Here is an 18,591-nt window from a genome sequence, read left to right on the forward strand (position 1 = left end):
GCTACCTCTACATTATGGCGCTTGACGGCTGTTTCCCAGAGGTATTTTCCAAGGTGCACCGCAAATACAGAAGCCCGTATGTCTCAGTCATCGTCGTGGGCGTTGTCGGAATAGCTTTTATACTAACCAACTCCATTGTCATCGTTTCGGCCATGTGTGCCTTCAGTCAGATGCTCTGTTATATCATCGGCTATCTTTCTTATTTGATGCTGTATAAAAAGGAACCCGACCTTGAGCGTCCATATAAGGTACCGGCTGGTAAACTCGGTGCTGTGGTGAGTATTATCGCCTATGTCCTGCTTTCCATTCTGGCCGTCGACTGGAACGCCATCTGGTACAACATAGGACTCTCGATACTCTGCGTGATTTACCTGTATTTTGGTATCATTAAGCCCAGGAAGACGCCGCCTCAGGAGGCCGTTGATGTGGAACTGCTGGCCCTGAAGACGAGGAAGCCGACGGATGAAGAACAGATGCAGCTGGACCGGCAGTACCGGCGCTGGAAGATTATTTCCTTCGCGTCGGCGGCAGTGGGATGCCTTTTGTTTGCCGTTGGCTTTGTGCTGTAACATTTTTCGTAATCGTCTGCTTTCATAAAATCCGGCAACCGAAAAACGGCAAAAACGTCAGAGCCTGGGGCATTTGCCTCAGGCTCTTGGTCTTAACACCTTGTACACAGAGCGACAAAGGGGTGAATCAGCATGATAAAAAAATATTATCTGGGTCTGGACAACGGGACCACCGGCACGACCGCGCTGCTGCTTGACGAAACCTGGAAGCAGGTTGGACGCGGATATAAAGAGCTGACCCAACATTACCCCCAGGACGGTTGGGTGGAGCAGGACGCGCTGGAAATCTGGGAAAGCATTCTGTACTCGACGTCAGTGGCCTGCGAGACTGCTGGCATTCTTCCAGAACAAATCAGCTGCCTCGGACTTGACAACTCTGGCGAAACCGTCGTCCTGTGGGACAAGTTCACCGGCCTTCCAGTCTACAACGCGATCGTGTGGCAGGACAGGCGCACAGCACGTTATTGCGACTCCCTCAAAGAGCAATACGGTGAATATGTTAAACAGCACACCGGCGTGATGATCGACTCCTATTTTTCCGCCACAAAAATCAAATGGATTATCGACAATGTCGAAGGAGTCAAAGAGAAAATTGCGGCAGGACGCATCCTTGCCAGCACGCTGGACGGATGGATATTTTGGAAGATGACACACGGCAGCCTGTTCATCACAGATGCAAGCACGGCGAGCCGAACATTGCTCATGGACGTCCACAAGGGGCAATGGGATGACGGCTTGCTGGAGCTGTTCGGCGTGAGGCGTTCTATGCTGCCTGAGATACGCGACAGCTCCGCAATTTTCGGCTACACTGACCCATTGGAGTTCCTTGGCGCGCGCATTCCAATAGCCGGGGCGTGCGTCGATCAGCAGAGTTCCCTGTTCGGGCAGGCGTGTTTTGAACCGGGCATGACCAAGTGTACCTACGGCACAGGGTGCTTCATGCTGATGAATACCGGGAGCAATCTCGTGGAGTCCTCTCACGGCATACTGCCAACTGTGGCCTGGCGCTTGGGGGGCAAGATAAGTTACGCGCTGGACGGCGGTGTGTACGTCACCGGCGCCGCAACCCAATGGCTGCGCGACAAACTGCGCATAATTGGGACGGCAGCCGAGGCTGAGATCATGGCATTCGAGGCGAAGGACAACGGGGGGGTGTACTTTGTCCCTGCTTTCTTCGGACTCGCGGCACCACACTGGGATTCGTATGCGAGAGGCGTTATGATCGGTGTCACTGGCGGAACGAGCAGAGAACATATCGTGAGGGCAACGCTCGAAGCCACTGCCTATCAAGTGAAGGACATCCTCGATGCTATGAACGAGGATGCAAACATGCCCATCAAGCGCCTGCGCGTTGACGGTGGCAGTGTGGTCAATAAATTTCTCATGCAGTTTCAGGCAGATATCCTTGGTATTCCAATCGATATACCAGAAATATCGGAAACCACGGCGCTTGGTGCGGCATATCTTGCTGCTCTCGCCGTCGGTGATTTCACGTCGCTTGATGAGATATCGGCAAACTGGAAACTCGCGCGCAGCTACGAGCCAAATATGAGCATGGACCAGCGCCAGGCCCTTATGCACAAATGGCACAAAGCTGTTGAGCGGGCCAGGAACTGGGCGGAGGAATGATTCAAAATATGGCTTAGCGGCAGTTAGCGTCGTGCTGGGCGGCAGCGATCAGATTCTGGGCAACAGGTTTGGCCTTGGCCCAAACTTTGATGAGGGGTTAAACAACATAAAGGCTCTGCCCATCAACATGTGAGGCCTCCTCTGTCTTGCGCCCTACGCCTCCGCAGCGTCGCTTCAGCATAGAGTGACTCGATGGCGACTTTTTCTTTATGTTATTGACGTAAAACGCCGAAGCCGATTGACAGAAGTCCCCAAGTGTCCTACACTAAAATTGTCTGTGGATTCAAACTTAAGCCGTTGCTCTTGGAAGGTGTTTTCTTCGTTATGCTGTTGTGTGTTGTGGGAAGCCCGAGTTTTGGGCGGAGTTCGTCATGAACCGGCAGATCATAAGGAGGAAATTGAGATGCAGTCTTGGTTGGGTCCTGTTTTTGGCGAGTTTTTCGGTACGCTGGTGCTTATCGTGTTCGGCGACGGCGACGTCGCGGCGACGGCGCTGAAGGGATCGAAGGGCGAGGGAGCAGGCTGGGTCCACGTGAACTGGGGCTGGGCGTGGGCCGTCGTGATGGGCATCTTTGCCGCCCAGGCGACGGGATCGCCCCAGGCGGACATCAACCCCGCCGTCACCCTGGCGAAGCTCATGGCCGGAACCTACGCGGCGAACGACGCCCTGATGATCATGGCCGCGCAGTTCCTTGGCGCTTTCCTTGGGGCAGTCATCGTCTACTTCGCCTACCTGAACCACTGGGAGGGGACGGCTCCGGACGCACAGCTCGCCGTGTTCTGCACGGGGCCGGCCAAGAGGAATTACCCCTGCAACTTCCTGACGGAGGTCATCGCCACGTTCTTCCTGGTGACGGGCATCATGTGCATCTTCTCGAAGGGCGTCGGTGGGCAGGGCGGCTGGATGGGCGCCTTCATGGTGGGCGGCCTGATCTACGTCCTCGGCGCTGCGCTGGGCGGCCCCACGGGCTACTCCATGAACCCCGCGCGCGACTTTGGTCCCCGCGTGGCACACTTCGTCCTCCCGATGGCCGGCAAGCGCGATTCCGATTGGGGCTACGCCTGGGTCGGCACGATCGGCCCCTGGGCCGGTGCCGCCGTTGCGTTCTTCTTCTGCCGCGCTTTTGGGTTGATGTAGCGTTTTTCGGGGCCGGAGGCTTTTGTCCTCCGGCCCCCTTTCGTCCATGGAGGCCGGCTGCCGCGCTCAACGGGGCGGGAGGTCGGTCCGTTTGCGTAAAGGAGGTTTTGTCATGTCGGAGAAGAAGTACGTGGCCGCGATCGACCAGGGCACGACCAGCACCCGATGCATGATCTTCAACAAGAAGGGCCTGCCCGTGTGCTCGGATCAGATGGAGCACGCGCAGATCTACCCCCATCCGGGCTGGGTCGAGCACGATCCGATGGAAATCTGGTCCCGCACCCAGGACGTCATCCGCAACGCGCTGGAGCGTGGCGGCATCGCGCCGGAGGAGATCGCCGCCATCGGCATCACCAACCAGCGCGAAACGACGGTCGTGTGGGACAAGGCGACGGGCCGTCCCATCTATAACGCCATCGTGTGGCAGTGCGTGAGGACGCAGGACTTCTGTGCCCAGTGGCAGAAGATGCCCGGCTGGGAGCAGACCGTCACGGGCGAGGGCAAGGTGAAGGACCACACGGGGCTCCTGATCAACCCCTACTTCTCTGGGACCAAGATCAAGTGGATCCTGGACAACGTGCCCGGCGCGCGGGAGCGCGCGGAGCGCGGCGAACTGCTGTTCGGCAACACGGACTGCTGGCTGATCTGGAACCTCACGGGCGGTCCCAATGGCGGCGTGCACGTCACGGACGTGTCGAACGCCTCCCGAACCCTTCTGATGAACATCGAAACGCTCCAGTGGGACAAGGCCATGCTGGACTTCCTGGACGTCCCGGAGGCCATGCTGCCGAAGATCATGCCGTCGAGCGGCGTGTTCGGCATGACGGCGAAGAACGGGCCCTTCAGGGCAGAGATCCCCGTGGCGGGGGACCTGGGCGACCAGCAGGCAGCGCTCTTCGGGCAGGCGTGCCTCAAAAAGGGCGAGGCGAAGAACACCTATGGCACGGGCTGCTTCATGCTGATGAACATCGGAGAGAAGCCCATCCAGTCCATGAACGGTCTCCTGACCACGGCGTTCTACAGCCGGGAGCAGGGCAAGTGCGTCTACGCCCTTGAGGGGTCCATCGCCATTGCCGGGGCGGCCGTCCAGTGGCTGCGCGACAACATGAGGCTCGTCGATGCCGCACCGGACACGGAGTTCTTCGCCTCCAAGGTGGAGGATTCGGGCGGCGTCTACTTCGTCCCGGCCTTCTCCGGCCTCTTCGCGCCCCATTGGGACATGACCGCGCGGGGCGCCATCGTGGGACTCACGCGCTACGTCCAGAAGTCGCACATCATCCGCGCGACGCTTGAGAGCATCTGCTACCAGACCCGCGACGTCATCGACGCCATGCAGAAGGATTCGGGCGTCAACCTCACCAGCCTGAAGGTGGACGGGGGCGCCGTGAAGAACGACCTCCTGATGCAGATGCAGGCGGACATTTTGGGCGTCGAAGTGGTGCGCCCCGTCGTGAACGAGACGACGGCCCTCGGCGCCGCCTATGCCGCAGGCCTTGCCGTGGGCTTCTGGAAGGACGAGAACGAGATCCGGGCCAACTGGGCCGTCGATCGTAAGTTCGCCTCGCTGTCGCTGCCGGAGAAGCGCGAGAAGATGTACGCCGGCTGGAAGAAGGCCGTGGAGAAGTCCCGCGGCTGGACGGAGTAGGCCGGCTTTCTCCGACTGTCCCGCGCCGCCGGCCGCTTCCCGCGCGGCGAATGAAGGTCAACGAACGGGCAGCCCGCTCAACCCTGGGCTGCCCGTTCTCTTAGCACAGGCAATGTGGGGAGGGGGTAACACAATGTCCCGTGAAGAGTTTGACGTCGCCATCATAGGCGGGGGCGTCGTAGGGGCGAGCCTGGCGCGCGAGCTCACCCGCTGGAGGGTGCGCGTCGTCGTCCTGGACAAGGCGGCGGAGCTGCCGTCGGGGGCCAGCCGCGCCAACAGCTCCATGATCCACGGCGGCTTTGACGATTTGCCGAACACCCTGAAGGCGCGCTTCTGCCCGGAGGGGAACCGCATGTACCACGCGCTGAAGGACGAGCTGGACTTCCACCTGGACGAGTGCGGCTCCTACGTCTGCGCCTTCGACGACAAGGACATGGCGCACCTGGAGAAGCTCCTGGCGCAGGGCAGGGCGAACGGGGTCCCCGGACTGGAGATCGTGACGGGGGAGAGGCTGCGCGGGAACGAACCCAACGTTTCGCCCGACATCAAGGCGGCTCTGTGGTCGCCGACGGCGGCCATCGTCAACAACTTTGAGGCGGTCGTGGCCTTTATGGAGAGCGCGAAGATCAACGGCGCCGTCCTTCGGCTCGAAACGCGGGTTACGGGCCTGATGCTGGACGATCGGGGGGAGGTGCGGGGCGTTGAAACGGACCGCGGCCCCGTGTACGCCCCGATCGTGGTCAACGCCGCCGGGGTCCACTCCGAGGAAGTCGCCTCCTGGGCGGGCGAGCCGGACTTCCACATCACACCGACCCGCGGCGAGTACTTCCTGCTGGACCGCACGGCGGGGGACTTCGTCACGAGCTTCCTCTTCGCCTGCCCGTCGGAACGGGGCAAGGGCGTCACCGTGGCCCGAACGGCCGAGGGCAACCTGCTGGCGGGGCCCACCGCCACGGTCCAGAAGGACGGGGACGACACCGCGACGACCCCGGAGGGACTGGCCCAGGTGCTGGAGGGGGCGCGGCGCCTCGTGCCCAACTTCCCCGTGAACCTGAACATCACCACCTTCGCCGGCGTCCGGGCCAACACGGACACGGGGGACTTCGTCATCGAGGCGCTGAAGGCGCCCCGCGGCTTCGTGAACGTGGCGGGGATCAAGTCGCCGGGTTTGACGTCGGCCCCAGCCATCGCCGTCCACGTGGCGGGGATGGTCCGCGCGGAGCTGGGGGATCGAGCGTCGTTTGAGCCCAACCCCCATTTCGTTCCGGAGCGGCGCGGTATCCCCCGGTTTGCGGAGCTCCCGATGGAGGAGCGCGCGCGCCTGGCGCGGGAGGACCCCGCCTGGGGGCAGATCGTCTGCCGCTGCGAAACGGTGACGGAGGCTCAGGTGCTGGAGGCCATCCGGCGCGGCGCGCGGACCGTCGCGGCCGTCAAGATATGGACCCGCGCGGGGGCGGGCCGCTGCCAGGGCGGCTTCTGCTGCCCGCGGGTGGCGGAGATACTGGCGCGGGAGCTTCGAGTCCCCCTCACCGAGGTCACGCGGCACGGCGGGAAGTCCCAGCTCCTGCTGGGCGGGGCGAAGGAGTTCCTTCTCGACGAAAGGCGAGGAGAGGAGGCGCGGTCATGAGCGGCAGGGACAGGATCGACGTCCTGATCGTGGGGGCGGGGCCGGCCGGTGTCGCGGCGGGGATCGGGGCGCGCCGAGCCGGCGCGGAGCGCGTCGTCGTGGCCGAACGGGACTGGGACCTTGGCGGCATCCTCCAGCAGTGCATCCACCCGGGCTTCGGGCTGCGCACGTTCAAGGAGGAGCTGACGGGGCCGGAGTACATGCACCGCTTCGTGCAGCAGGCGCGGGAGGCGGGGGTGGAGTTCCTCAGCAACACGATGGTCTTTCGGATGGACCCGGACGGAGGGCTCTGGACGATGAACCGGGAGCGCGGGATCGAGCGCCTGACGGCGGGCGCGGTGGTGCTGGCCATGGGATGCCGCGAGCGCCCGCTGGGGGCCATCCGCGTTCCGGGCACCCGACCCGCCGGGATCTACACCGCCGGAACGGCGCAACGCTTCGTCAACATGGAGGGGGGGATGCCGGGCAGGCGGGCGGTCATCCTGGGGTCGGGGGATATCGGCCTGATCATGGCCCGCCGCATGGTGTGGGAGGGCGCGTCCGTCGAGGGGGTCTACGAGGTCATGTCCTGGGCGGGCGGCCTGAGGCGCAACATCGCGCAGTGTCTTGACGACTACGACATCCCCTTCCACCTGGAGACGACGGTGACCCGTGTGCACGGCCGCGACCGCCTGGAGGGGGTGACGGTGGCGAAGGTGGACGAACGCCGCGCGCCCATCCCCGACACCGAACGATTCGTCCCCTGCGACACGCTCCTTCTGGCCGTGGGGCTCATCCCGGAGAACGAGCTCTCCCGTATGGCGGGCCTCGCGATCCATCCCGTCACGGGCGGCCCCGTGGTGAACGACCTGCTGCAGACCAGCCGCCCCTCCGTCTTTGCGGCGGGCAACGTGTCGATCGTCTACGACCTCGTGGACAACGTAAGCGACGAGGGGCTGAGGGCCGGGGAGAACGCGGCGCGCTACGCCCGTGGCGAGCTGTCCGCGACGCGGGCCATTCCAGTGCGCGGCGGCGAAAACGTCCGCCTCTTCCTGCCCCAGTGCGTGACGGGGGAGACGGACGTCACGATCTACATGCGCGTCACCCACCCCATCGAGGGAGCGTGTCGGGTGACGGCGGAGCCGGGGCTGTTCTCCCGGCGCCTGCGCTACGCCCGGCCCGGAGAGATGTGCGAGGCGCACATTGAGGCGCAACGGGTCCGCGCGGCGAACCCCGAAGAGATCGTGGTGGACGTCCAGCCGGTCTGAGCCGGCGCGTTGACAGGATCGGAAGGGAGCGGTGATGCTGAAATGACGAAGGAACAGAAATTTATCTGCGTCTCCTGCCCTCTGGGCTGTGGGTTGACCGTGGCGTTGGACGGGGACGCGATCGTGAGCGTGAGCGGCAACAGTTGCCCGCGGGGCAAGACCTATGCCGAGTCCGAGGTGAAGAACCCCTGCCGGGTGTTCGCCTCCACGGTGCGGGTGAAGGGCGGCCGGCTGCCCGTCTGTCCCGTGCGGAGCCGGACCCCGGCGCCCAAGGGGAAGCTCCTGGACATCGCGCGGGCCGTGGGGGAGCTGGAGGTCCCGGCGCCCATCGCAATCGGGCAGACGATCCTGAAGGGCGCCTGCGGCACGGACGTGGACATCGTCGCGAGCCGCGACCTGTCCGCCCTGTAGGCCGGTCCGCGAGCCAGGGGAAGTGCGCCCCGCGTGATGGCTGTTTGAACCGTTTGAGCTGTTTGAAAGGATAGCGCCGGCGGGACCGGGGCGCTAAACCACGCCTTCTGCGTCCGGCTCTCCCTGCGGGGCCGCATGGCCAAAGAGGCGCGCCTGCTCCCGGACCCTCCGGCGCACCATCTCGACGAAGCGCTCCGGCCCCAGCACCCGGACGAGGGGGCCGAACGCCAGGACGCGGATCAGGAGCTCCTTCTCGTCCTGGGCGTTGTAGAGGATGTGGAGCAGGCGCGCCCCATCGGGCCCGGTTTGGGGGCGGCAGGGGAAGCTGGCGAAGTGCAGGAGTGCCCGCTCCATGGCCTGCCGTTCCTCCGTCAGCAGCAGCACGACCGGCTCCGTCCGCGCCGAAGGACGGACTGCGGCCTCGGCTGCGGCGTACCTCGTGCCGAGGACGGCGCACCGGATGCGCGCCAGGTTGATCGTCTCTTCCCAGGCCGGCCGCCCCGGGTCGGCGCGCCGGGCCAGGAGACGAAACCGGTCGTCCTTCAGGGAGTATTGAAGCCTTCGGGGCAGGAAGTTCCCGCGGACCTCGCGCCCGTGTCCCGACGTGAAGTGCGCCCACAGGAGCCGCCCCTCCCGGAGGGCCGTCAGGACCGTGCGAAAGACGCTGCGGTACCCCTCGTCCCGGAAGGGGTCGGGGTCGCGGGAGCGGTCGAAGGCGCAGAGGTCTGCGGCCTGGAAGAGCGGCTTTGCCCCAGCCAACTGGTCCCTCGCGCGGCGCAGGGCCTCCGGTTCCAGGAAGAGCCCCATCCGTTCGTCCTCCAGCAGCGCGGCGAGCCACCGTCGCTCCAGCGTGGAGAGCGGGCGGCGGACGGAGCGAAGACGGGGGATGAAGGAGCGGCCGGTCCCCCGTCGAAAGAGCGGCCATTCCCCCTCCGCCAGGGGAGGGAGAAGCAGGGTGGAGGTTTCGGCGAACCCCCACCGGGCGACGTCCCGTCGGATTGCCTCCGGGGTCAGGGGGCCCTCCCGGTCGGCCCGCTCCAGCAGCCGGGCCGCGATGACGTAGTAGCGCCCGAAGGCCTCGTGAAAGAGCGCGTCCGCTGCCCCGCATCGCGTGCCGTCGTCGCTTGTGGCATCCCCTTTCGGGCTGCTGCGAGTCGTTGCTGCCTTCACCACCGGCCCCTCCTTCGGCATCGGGCTGCAGAGGGCAGCCCCGCTGCCGGGGAGGGAGTAGAGCGCCTCCATGCGGCGGAGGTCGTCGTGGAAGCGCCGCAGCATCCGCCGGTTGTCACCCCTTAGGCTCAGGATCCGTCCCGTGAAGGTCCGCAGAAAGGGAAGCATCTCCATGGAGTCCGACGCCCTGCGCTCGTAGACGATCGTCCCGTCGGGCCGCTCCGTCACACTCCCCCCGCGCCCCTCTCGTTTCAGGCGCTCTGCCACGTAGCGCTCCCTCCGTCCCTCCGTGGTCAGGACCATGCGCACCCGCTCCTCTCGAAGCGGGTAGGGAAGGCTGGCTCCCCACAGGCGGGGGAGGAGGGCGTCGAAGGCCTGCCGCTTGGCCTCGAAAGCGGGGTCCAGCTCCCCCAACCGCGCCGAATCCACGCGGTCCAGTCGGATCAGGGTGAAACGCTCGCCCCGATGCAGGACGCCGTAGCGCCGCCCGCTCTGAAGTCCGAACAGGGCCTTGACCGGCGTCCCTGAGACGGTGCGACCGCGGAGCTTCAGGACGACCCCCCTGCCCTCGGTCGCGGCCGTGAGCAGGGTGAGGAGGACCGCGTCGTCCAGCGTGTGGACCAGGAAGTCGTGCTTGAAGCGAAAGAGGGCGTTGACCCGCCCCAACTCGTCCTGGATGCGGGCGCCGAGCTGCCCGAAGGGAGCCGCCTCCGTGAAGAAATCGACGGCCTCCAGCAGGTCCTCGTCCAGGTCCTCCGCGCACTGGGATGCGAGGCGGTACCGCCGGCGGCGTCCCGAATCGACCTCCTCCACAAGCCCCAGCTCCGCGTACTCCTTCAGCTTCAGGCGCACCGTCGCGGCCCCGAAGACCTCGCCCCAACGCTCCGCCAGGGCGTCAGCCGCCTCGTCCGCCGCGAGGGGGCCGCCGCCACTCAGGAGGTCCAGCAGCAGGAAGTGGAGCAGAATGTCGTTTCGGGTGAAGCTCTTGGTCGCCCACAGGGCGTAGAGCGGGTTGCGTGGCTCGTCCGCGGCGTCCAGACAGAGGGAGACAGCGCGGCCGCCCGGCGCTGGGGTGCGGCGCATCGAGTCGCCGAGCCAGCTCTCGATGCGCCGACGCTCGTTGTCGTAGCTTCGCCCCGCCTCGTACTCCTCGCGGGTCCGGTAGCCGAACAGGTAGAAATCTCGAAGATAGCAGCGCGCCCGGTCCAGGCTCTTGACGAGCTCCGAAAAGCGCATCCCTTTCCCTCCTTTCGTCCTGAAATGGGACCTTTATGTCCTTCCTTTCAGCATACCATGCCGCGTCCCCTCGCATACCCTAAGTTCGCAAGTTTTTTTGAATGAACTTTTTGACCCGATCGGTTATCCTGTATTCAGCGCGTCGGGGGACCTCAAAAAAGTCCGGCGGCGCCCCCGGGCACTGCCCCTGGGCGTTCCGTTGAGCCGTCGCGGGGAAATCCTGGGGTTGCGGGTTCGAATCCCGCTCCGGTCGGGAGGCCGGATAGCTCAAAGGCAGAGCGCAGGGCCAAGGTTGCGGGTTCGAATCCCGCTCCGGCCGGGAGGTCGGATAACTCAATGGTAGAGTTGCGCAGGAACAAAACGACGAAGTCGGAACGATGGGATACGGCGCTTGCCGGTTCGGCTGGAGTTTGGGCCGGACGCCCCTGAAGCCGTCTTGAGGCGTCCGAGGCCCCGTCCCGGACCTGCCGCGGCCCAGGCCTCCCCGATGGGGATGGCTCCGGCCCGGCGAGTCCCGGACGGAACGGAGCCCCACGGGGACAGAGGGGCAACGCCGTATTCCATCACTATTCAAGGGCGCCGATTGACGAAAAGCGCGTCCCGGAATGAATTTCAAGGAGGAAAAGATGAAGATCACGGTCGGTGAGAACGAGCGCGCGTTTCTCTTTCGCAACGGTCGTTTCGTGAGGATGCTGGGAACGGGCAGGCACCGGCTGTTCCGCTTTCTGGGAGAGGAAGTCCGCCGGCTGGACGTGGACGACGAGCCCCTGAACGCCGACATCCCGCTGCCTGTCTACCTTCGGGACGAGAACTTCGCGCGGGAGGTGGAGACGGTTCGGGTCCCCGACGGGCACGTGGCCCTGCACTTCACGGACGGGCGCTTTACGGGCGTGCTGGAGCCGGGGGAGCACACCTACTGGAAGGTGTTTCGGAGCCACGACTTCAAGCTGGTGGATACGGAGGACGAGACCGTCACCCTGCCTCCGCAAATCCAGGAGGTCATCCCGAACCCGCTCTGTGAGCGGGTGGAGGTCGATGCCCACGAGGTCGCCCTGCTGTACGTGGACGGACGCTTTGAGCGCCTGCTGGAGCCGGGACGGTACTTCTTCTGGCGGAATGGCAGGGACATCGACTGGACGCCCTGCGACCTGCGCATCCGCCAGATGGACGTCGCGGGGCAGGAGATTTTGACCCTGGACAAGGTGGCCCTTCGTATCAATTTCGTCTGCACGTACCGCGTCCTGGACCCGGTGCGCCTGTATCGGGAACAGGAGGCCCCGGAGCGCCAGCTCTACGCGGCCCTTCAGCTGGCCCTGCGCGAGGTGGTGGGGCACCTGAGGTTCGACGAGCTCCTGGAGCGCAGGAACGACCTGGGGTCCATGGTGTTGGAGGCCCTGCCCCATGACGGAATCGTGGAGTTCGTCTCCGCGGGGCTTCGGGATGTCGTCCTGCCCGGCGAGATCCGGGAGATCATGAACACGGTGCTGGTCGCGGAGAAGAAGGCCCAGGCCAGCGTCATCACCCGACGCGAGGAGGTGGCCTCCACCCGCAGCCTGCTGAACACCGCAAAGCTCATGGAGGAGAACGCCACGCTCTTCAAACTGAAGGAGCTGGAGTACCTGGAACGCATCTGCGAGAAGGTGGGGTCCATCTCGCTGGACAACGCCTCCGGGATCCTGGAGCAGTTGAGGACCATGACCGCCCTCGGCGGAATGAAGCCCGACGGCAGGTAACTGGATTTTTAAGGTAACGCCAGGGATAGGGAGATTGTCCCCCCTACCGGGGTCTCCCTCCTTACAACCCGCGAGCGATGGCTTTGAATTTTTCCATATTATACGTTCCCGGCCAGCCCGGTTGTCTTTGCTGAAACACCATGTAGTAGCGGTAATCTCCCCCCGCCGCGCTGGCCCATTTGTCCCCGGTCCAGGCCTTCTCCCGTGAGTCCGCGTTGTCCAGGTGGTCGCCCTTCGCCTCGATCATCAAAACTTTGCCGCTTTGGGTCATTGCGATGAAGTCCGGGTAGGCATGCAGAGGCCCGTTGATCTGAAACTCCCGCTTGGCGATGTTCCTGTGCCACCAGAGCAGGTTATCCATGCCGGAAAGCTCCATCACCATGTCCCGCTCGTAGCCGTTCATGTCCTCCTCAGCGGCGTAGAGGGACTTTGCGATGGCCGCGGTGTGACGGACCGGAGAGATGTCATCCCGCAGACGGAAGGAGGGGCGACAGATGATCTTTCCCTGGTTCAGCAAAAGCTCAAAACGCTTCCTTCGGTGTTCCGTCAGCAGCGCGTTAATCTTCTCCTGGATCTTTCTGAAGTATGGGAAGGGCGATTGCTCCATGTCTTCAAGCTGATCCGCGTCCATGTCTTCTACGACGCGCTCGACATACTTTCTCAGGTCGCCGTCGCTGATACAGTTGTTCTTTAACGAAAGCTGCTTAAAGATTTCCTGCCGACACGTGGCCATCCGCACGGCGGAGGGCTGGGAGCCGAACCACTTTTTGAACTGGAGGCTGTCCGCTTCGGAAAGCTTCCACGCCCTGGGGGCCTCGCCCTTCGCCCCCACGTCCACGCCGCCGATCTGGGCGTTCATCGTGCTGAAGTCGATCATCGTGTCTTTATTTCTCAAGGTGAAGTCCGTCGTCAGGTCCTCCGGCTCCACGATCTCATAGTTGGCGTAGTCCCCCGCGTCCAGGGGGAGCAGGAGCATCTCCTTCTGGATCATGAACTGCGGAAGGATCAGCTTCTGCGCTGTTTCCCGATACTCCTCCCGCATCGCAAAATACTCCATCTTCTCACGCACCTCCACCGGAACGCGCGACAGGCCGCCGTCGTGGTTATCGTCCCCGCTTTCTTCCTTCTCCATTTCCGCCTCGTATTCCGCATTCTGCACCAGCGCCTGGGCTAAGAGGTCATGACCGGGAGTTTTGTCGGATATTTCAGGTTCCGACGAGTGCTCCTCGTCCGCTTTCATCGCCTCCGCTACCCTGGCTTTCAGCGCGGCAACGTCCACCTCTTGATCTTCGTTTGCCTCTCGAATCTCATGGGCGGTCAAGGGGTTTACTGAATCCACTTTGGGAGAGATGTGGAGCTGTACGGCGGCAGGTTGCGTGTCCGCCTCGGCGGCGGGCGCGGAGTCCTCCGCACGGTAGTCCCGGCTGCTGAAGCCCGCATTGTTCAACCCCGCCACCACGCGCTCCAGCGTGTCGTAGAAATCAGCCGATGACGTGATGACGTAGGAGAGGTTCAACACCTCGCTCTTGTTTTTTCGCGCGTGCGGAAGGCGCAGAACGCGCCCCAGTATCTGCTCCACGTCCACCGGCGAGGAACGGTTTGCCACCGTGGCCAGCACGTAGGCAAAGGGGCAGTCCCAGCCCTCCTTCAGCGCGTTGACCGTAATGATAAAGCGCACCGGGCAGTTCTGCGAGAGCAGGTCCACGCCCCGCAGCTCGTCCCAGTCGGCAGTCTTGATGGCGATCTGCGCCTCCGGGATGCCTGCGTCCACCAGCGTGTCCCTGATCTTCTGGTATGTCGCGCTATCCGTGCTGTTCTTCGGCTGGGCCTGAAACAGGGCGATGGGGCGGATGTACGCCCCGGACTTCTCCGAGGCGGCGGCCCGCTCCAGCTTCTCCCGGATGCTGATGGCGTCGGCGTACACGTCGCCCTGAGTTCGGCGGTTATAGACGATGACCGGCAACTTCACCATGTGCTCCCGTTTCAGTTGCACGGCGTCCACGAAGGAGATCACGTTGCTCTTTTCCTTCGGTGTGGCTGTCAGCTCCAGCACGAAGCAGGGGTTGAAGTTCGCCAGCATTTCACGGCTCAACTCGCTTTGGGCGTGATGGCTCTCGTCCACGATCACCATTGGATTCATGCGGCGGATGACCTGTATCAGTGCCGTAGCGTCCGCCTCCATCGATGTACCGTCGCTTTCAGCCTCCTGCCCGCTGTAAAATCTGGCGAAGGGAGCCAGGTTCCCGTTCTCCTGATAGGCCTTTCGGCCCTCCTTGTTTTTTGTCCGGAAGGAATCATAGGACAGCACGAAGACGGAGAGCTGCTCCGTCACGGCCACGGGATTGAAGTTCTGGCCGTTCAGAAGCTCCTGTTTCGTATAGACCTCAACGCGGCCGCTGAAGTCCAGGTTCAACTGCTGGCGGTAGGGGTGGCTGGCGGTGGAGAGCGCCTGATGCGTCTGCGTCAGGATAGCGTCCGATGGCACAAGCCACGCTACGGCCCGCACGCGACGGGCAGGCATGGAATTGAAGACTCGGCGCACCGCGTTGGCAGCGATGAAGGTTTTGCCGCCGCCAGTGGGCACCTTCAGGCACACTTCCGGCACGCCCTCCAGCTCGATGCGGTAAGCCGCCATGCCGTTTTTTCCGCCATCGGCCACAGGTACGCCCCGCTCCTCCCACAATCTGCGGTAGGCCTCCTTGCTGTTCTGCGTTTCGTTCAACAAGTCAAGGAAACGCGACAGATCGGCGAGGACATCCTGCTGATACGATTTCAACTCCATCTTTCGCGCCCTCCCTTATATCTTCGTTATGTCCCGCGGGATTTTCTTAAATAAAACCCCGTATTTTTTCAGCTTGGCCGCCGATAAGGTGCAGATGTCCGCGTAGATGACTCTGGCAGCAGGCCCTGTCGGGAGCGTCTGCAAAAAGGTTTCGTCCAGGGCCGTGGGGCGGCATGGCTCGTAGTAGAAATAGTACTCCGTCCCGTTCCACATCCCAAGGAGCCAGGGGGTGGCGTCTGTCGGCGAGCCGGCCCAGGGCTGGCGCGTTTCCGTGTACCACACGTACTCCATCAGGTGCTCCGTCGGCGTTTCAGGGTTGATCAGGCCCTCCGCCGTCATCACCGTCGGACCCAGCTCACAGAACGTGAAGTTTCCACCCGTACCTTCCGTGCTGCCGTAGCCGTTGATGACCCGGCGCACGCGCTCCGCCGTGATGCTCTCGGCGTAGTCCATCATCTCGACGAGGATGAAACGCCGCCGCCCGCCGTCGGCCTTGTTCATGTTCAGCACGGCGTGGGCCGTGGTGCCAGACCCGGCGAAGGAGTCCAGGATGATGGAGTCGGGGTCGCCCGCTATCTTCAACACGAACTCTACCAGCCGCCGGGGCTTCGGCGTGTCGAAGGTGGCGCGGCCGTCGAAGATGTCCAGCATCTCCTTCTTCGCCTCGTCGGTGTGCCCCGTCTCCGCGTAGGTCCACAGATTCGTCGGCGGTTTGCCGCCCACGCTGTTGAGGTATGTCTTGCGTCGTATGCCGCCTTTGCCGCCCTTCGTGAAGTAGAACCGGGGCCACTGGCCCCGTTTGTACACCTTTCGCGCCGCGGCGGCGGCCTCCTTCAGAGGAAGCGCCAACACGATGGCTTGCACTCCAGGGCGCACCTCCGCCGCCGAAATGCCGCACACTATCGCCCGCGCCTCCTCGTCGTGGAGATCTCGCAGCTCATAGGTCGTCCACCCACTCATGATCTCCAGCATCTGGCCCTGTCCAAAGGTCCAACAACGTCCATTTGTTGGGTAAATCATCTCGCCGGTAAAGGGGTGCTGGATGGCGTACACCATGCCCTGATGCGTGGCCGCGCCGGGCGCAAAAGGGTTATCACTCGCCCATGGCTCCATATCATTGTCAGGGTTCTTGTATAGGGCGTCCATCTCCTCTGTCCTTGGGAGCTTGTTTGGGTTCCAGCCGGGATGCCGGCTGTAGGTCAGGATGTGTTCCACCTCGTTGACGATGCCCTTGGAGTCGTTTCGGGTGGAGTAGGTGCGTTGCCACGAAATATTGGACACGAAGCAGTCCGGGCCGAATATCTCATCACACACGGCCTTCAGGTTGGAGTACTCTGCGTCATCAATGCTGATGAAGATCGCGCCGGCAGGGCTCAACAGGCGGTGCAGCAACCGAAGGCGCGGGTACATCATGCAGAGCCATTTGTCGTGTCGGCTCAGGTCCTCGCCCTCTTTTCCCACCACCGCCCCCAGCCAGCGGCGGATCCTCGGGTCGTTCACGTTGTCGTTGTACACCCAGCCCTCGTTGCCGGTGTTGTATGGCGGGTCGATGTACACGCACTTGACGCGGCCTTCGTAGCGCGGCAGAAGGGCCTTGAGGGCCTCCATGTTGTCCCCGCGTATGATGAGGTTGTCGCTCTCATCGGCCCCCACGGTGTATTTCTTCTCCAGCACGCGGAAGGGGACCTCCTGGTGGTGGTTGATCACCTTGTCCTTCCCGATCCATTCAAGCGTTGGCATGAGCTGTACCTCCGTTGGTTCGTTCGTTTCGCTCCCGATACGCGCCGTGCGACCTGCTCTGTCCGTGGCCGTGACCATGCGACGGCCCCTTCAGTCGGATGCCTCCCTCGTAAGGGGTAAACTCGATTTTATCACCAACCTTTGCTGTGTAACCGCCCCGATTGCTGGCGCAAGTCACCTCCCCCTTCCGGGGAGGCGACGCCGTATTGGGGAAGCTAGACCGTCAAGCCGAATGCAACGGCCTTTTTTCAATTTACCTGTTGCTTGATAATATGAAGTGCCATATTCGCTTCTCCTCCCAAAACTCTGTTGCACTTCTGGGGAGAAGTATAAAACCTGTTTCAACCGTGTGTTAAAATTCTGTCCGTGGATTGGAAAAACTGCGACGGCATGGCCCGACAGAAATTTTTCGATCTTTCAAGTTGTCGAGCTTTCAATTTTTCAAGAGGAGTGATGCGTGATGACGTCATGGGCTGCGAAGTTTGGAACTGCGGTCTTCTGTCTCCTCCTGGCTGCGCTTCCGCCCGCCGGAGCGGAGCCGACGGTGGAGGCGATGGCTGCCCAGATGCTGATGGTCGGGTTCCGGGGCACGGAGGCGGGGCCGGACTCTCCCATCGTGCGCCACATCAAGGCGGGAAGAGTCGGCAGCGTCATCCTGTTCTCGCGCGACCAGACGAACGGAGCGGAATCGGACAGGAACATCCGCTCGCCCAAACAGCTCAGGGCCCTGACGGCGGCGCTCAAGGCCGCGGCCCCTGCGGACATGCCCGTCTGGGTCGGCCTGGATCAGGAGGGGGGCAGGGTTCAGCGCCTGCGTCCCGGCATGGGGTTCGCCGAGGACTACCCCTCCGCCCGGACACTGGGGGGCAGCGATGACATCGCCCTGACCCGAGGCACGGCGAAGCGGATGGGGCGCGAGCTGGCGGAGCTGGGTATAGACGTGGATTTCGCACCGGTGGCCGACGTGGACGTCAACCCCGAAAGCCCGGCCATCGGCGCGCTCGGACGCAGCTTCAGCGCCGATCCCGAGACGGTCGCCCTGCACGCGGCCGCGTTCTCCGAGGGGCTGCGGGCCGCAGGCGTCATCCCCTGCCTGAAGCACTTTCCGGGACACGGCAGCGCCGACGCGGACACCCATATCGGCGCAGCGGACGTGACGCAGACCTGGAGGGAGGAGGAACTGATCCCCTACCGCCGGGCCATCGCATCCGGATGGCGCGGCATGATCATGACGAGCCATATTTTCAACGCCGCGCTGGATCCCGACCTGCCCGCCTCGCTGTCCCGGAGGATCGTGACCGGCCTGCTGCGCGAGACCCTGGGCTGGGACGGGATCGTCATCACGGACGATCTGGACATGGGGGCGTTGACGCAGCGCTACAGTCTGGAGGAGCGCATCCTTCTGGCCGTTTCCGCAGGGTCGGACCTGCTGATCTTCGCCCAGAACATGAAAGGCATGGACTTCGATCCCGACTTCCCAAAGAAGGCCCACGAAACTCTGGTGCGTCTGGTCAGGGAGGGCCGGATCCCGGAGGAACGGCTGCGCAGGTCGTGGGATCGGATCGCGGCGATAAAGCGGAAACGGAGCCCTGAAACCACAGGGTGCAACGGCTTCACCGGGAGATAAGTGCGCTGTCGGGATCAATCCGCCCGTTGCGTTTGAT

12 protein-coding genes and 1 tRNA gene are annotated in these 18,591 nt (G+C 63.4%); 10 read left to right on the plus strand and 3 right to left on the minus strand.

What is annotated here, in order from left to right:
- The 7 genes from ACO41U_RS01025 to ACO41U_RS01055 form a co-directional block, all read left to right on the plus strand.
- The coding region (locus tag ACO41U_RS01025) for an amino acid permease (RefSeq protein WP_485941112.1) at positions 1–569 on the plus strand (569 nt) is incomplete at its 5' end.
- 132 nt (positions 570–701) lie between these two features.
- Positions 702–2,198: a glycerol kinase GlpK gene (glpK, locus tag ACO41U_RS01030; RefSeq protein WP_485941113.1), complete on the plus strand. Its 1,497-nt coding sequence runs from the start codon at positions 702–704 to the stop codon at positions 2,196–2,198.
- Positions 2,199–2,601: 403 nt separating this feature from the next.
- Positions 2,602–3,336, plus strand: a complete 735-nt coding sequence (locus ACO41U_RS01035; RefSeq protein ID WP_485941114.1) for an MIP/aquaporin family protein — start codon at positions 2,602–2,604, stop codon at positions 3,334–3,336.
- A 112-nt stretch (positions 3,337–3,448) separates the two neighbouring features.
- Positions 3,449–4,981, plus strand: coding sequence for a glycerol kinase GlpK (gene glpK, locus ACO41U_RS01040; protein WP_485941115.1), 1,533 nt, complete (start codon positions 3,449–3,451; stop codon positions 4,979–4,981).
- A gap of 133 nt (positions 4,982–5,114) precedes the next feature.
- Positions 5,115–6,608 carry an NAD(P)/FAD-dependent oxidoreductase gene (locus ACO41U_RS01045; protein ID WP_485941116.1) on the plus strand — a complete coding sequence of 498 codons (1,494 nt, stop codon included), beginning with the start codon at positions 5,115–5,117 and terminating at the stop codon, positions 6,606–6,608.
- Entirely contained in the window at positions 6,605–7,855 is a 1,251-nt protein-coding gene (locus tag ACO41U_RS01050; RefSeq protein ID WP_485941117.1) for an NAD(P)/FAD-dependent oxidoreductase, read from the plus strand. The genes ACO41U_RS01045 and ACO41U_RS01050 overlap by 4 nt, the downstream gene beginning before the upstream one ends.
- A 42-nt stretch (positions 7,856–7,897) precedes the next feature.
- Positions 7,898–8,266, plus strand: coding sequence for a DUF1667 domain-containing protein (locus ACO41U_RS01055; RefSeq protein ID WP_485941118.1), 369 nt, complete (start codon positions 7,898–7,900; stop codon positions 8,264–8,266).
- 93 nt (positions 8,267–8,359) lie between these two features.
- Here the strand turns inward: ACO41U_RS01055 and ACO41U_RS01060 are convergent, their stop codons facing one another.
- Complete coding sequence (locus tag ACO41U_RS01060; protein ID WP_485941119.1) at positions 8,360–10,672, minus strand: WYL domain-containing transcriptional factor; 2,313 nt, start codon at positions 10,670–10,672, stop codon at positions 8,360–8,362.
- 256 nt (positions 10,673–10,928) lie between these two features.
- On the opposite strand from ACO41U_RS01060, the gene ACO41U_RS01065 reads away from it, so the two are divergent.
- Positions 10,929–10,991, plus strand: a tRNA-OTHER gene (locus tag ACO41U_RS01065).
- A gap of 307 nt (positions 10,992–11,298) precedes the next feature.
- Positions 11,299–12,405 carry a slipin family protein gene (locus ACO41U_RS01070; protein WP_485941120.1) on the plus strand — a complete coding sequence of 369 codons (1,107 nt, stop codon included), beginning with the start codon at positions 11,299–11,301 and terminating at the stop codon, positions 12,403–12,405.
- 61 nt (positions 12,406–12,466) lie between these two features.
- Here the strand turns inward: ACO41U_RS01070 and ACO41U_RS01075 are convergent, their stop codons facing one another.
- Positions 12,467–15,187 carry a DEAD/DEAH box helicase gene (locus ACO41U_RS01075; protein ID WP_485941121.1) on the minus strand — a complete coding sequence of 907 codons (2,721 nt, stop codon included), beginning with the start codon at positions 15,185–15,187 and terminating at the stop codon, positions 12,467–12,469.
- A 15-nt stretch (positions 15,188–15,202) separates the two neighbouring features.
- A complete protein-coding gene (locus ACO41U_RS01080; protein WP_485941122.1) occupies positions 15,203–16,927 on the minus strand; it encodes a site-specific DNA-methyltransferase in 1,725 nt (574 codons plus the stop codon).
- A gap of 460 nt (positions 16,928–17,387) precedes the next feature.
- Here ACO41U_RS01080 and ACO41U_RS01085 point away from each other — a divergent pair, with 460 nt between their 5' ends.
- Entirely contained in the window at positions 17,388–18,554 is a 1,167-nt protein-coding gene (locus ACO41U_RS01085; RefSeq protein WP_485941123.1) for a glycoside hydrolase family 3 protein, read from the plus strand.
- The last annotated feature ends 37 nt before the right edge of the window (positions 18,555–18,591 follow it).

This window comes from Fretibacterium sp. (assembly GCF_057312375.1).

What these genes read in the sequence shown, in the direction of transcription:
- glpK (WP_485941113.1), top strand. Translation starts at nt 702, where the DNA reads ATGATAAAAAAATATTATCTGGGTCTGGACAACGGGACCACCGGCACG.
- ACO41U_RS01035 (WP_485941114.1), top strand. Translation starts at nt 2,602, where the DNA reads ATGCAGTCTTGGTTGGGTCCTGTTTTTGGCGAGTTTTTCGGTACGCTG.
- glpK (WP_485941115.1), top strand. Translation starts at nt 3,449, where the DNA reads ATGTCGGAGAAGAAGTACGTGGCCGCGATCGACCAGGGCACGACCAGC.
- ACO41U_RS01045 (WP_485941116.1), top strand. Translation starts at nt 5,115, where the DNA reads ATGTCCCGTGAAGAGTTTGACGTCGCCATCATAGGCGGGGGCGTCGTA.
- ACO41U_RS01050 (WP_485941117.1), top strand. Translation starts at nt 6,605, where the DNA reads ATGAGCGGCAGGGACAGGATCGACGTCCTGATCGTGGGGGCGGGGCCG.
- ACO41U_RS01055 (WP_485941118.1), top strand. Translation starts at nt 7,898, where the DNA reads ATGACGAAGGAACAGAAATTTATCTGCGTCTCCTGCCCTCTGGGCTGT.
- ACO41U_RS01060 (WP_485941119.1), bottom strand. Translation starts at nt 10,672, where the DNA reads ATGCGCTTTTCGGAGCTCGTCAAGAGCCTGGACCGGGCGCGCTGCTAT.
- ACO41U_RS01070 (WP_485941120.1), top strand. Translation starts at nt 11,299, where the DNA reads ATGAAGATCACGGTCGGTGAGAACGAGCGCGCGTTTCTCTTTCGCAAC.
- ACO41U_RS01075 (WP_485941121.1), bottom strand. Translation starts at nt 15,187, where the DNA reads ATGGAGTTGAAATCGTATCAGCAGGATGTCCTCGCCGATCTGTCGCGT.
- ACO41U_RS01080 (WP_485941122.1), bottom strand. Translation starts at nt 16,927, where the DNA reads ATGCCAACGCTTGAATGGATCGGGAAGGACAAGGTGATCAACCACCAC.
- ACO41U_RS01085 (WP_485941123.1), top strand. Translation starts at nt 17,388, where the DNA reads ATGACGTCATGGGCTGCGAAGTTTGGAACTGCGGTCTTCTGTCTCCTC.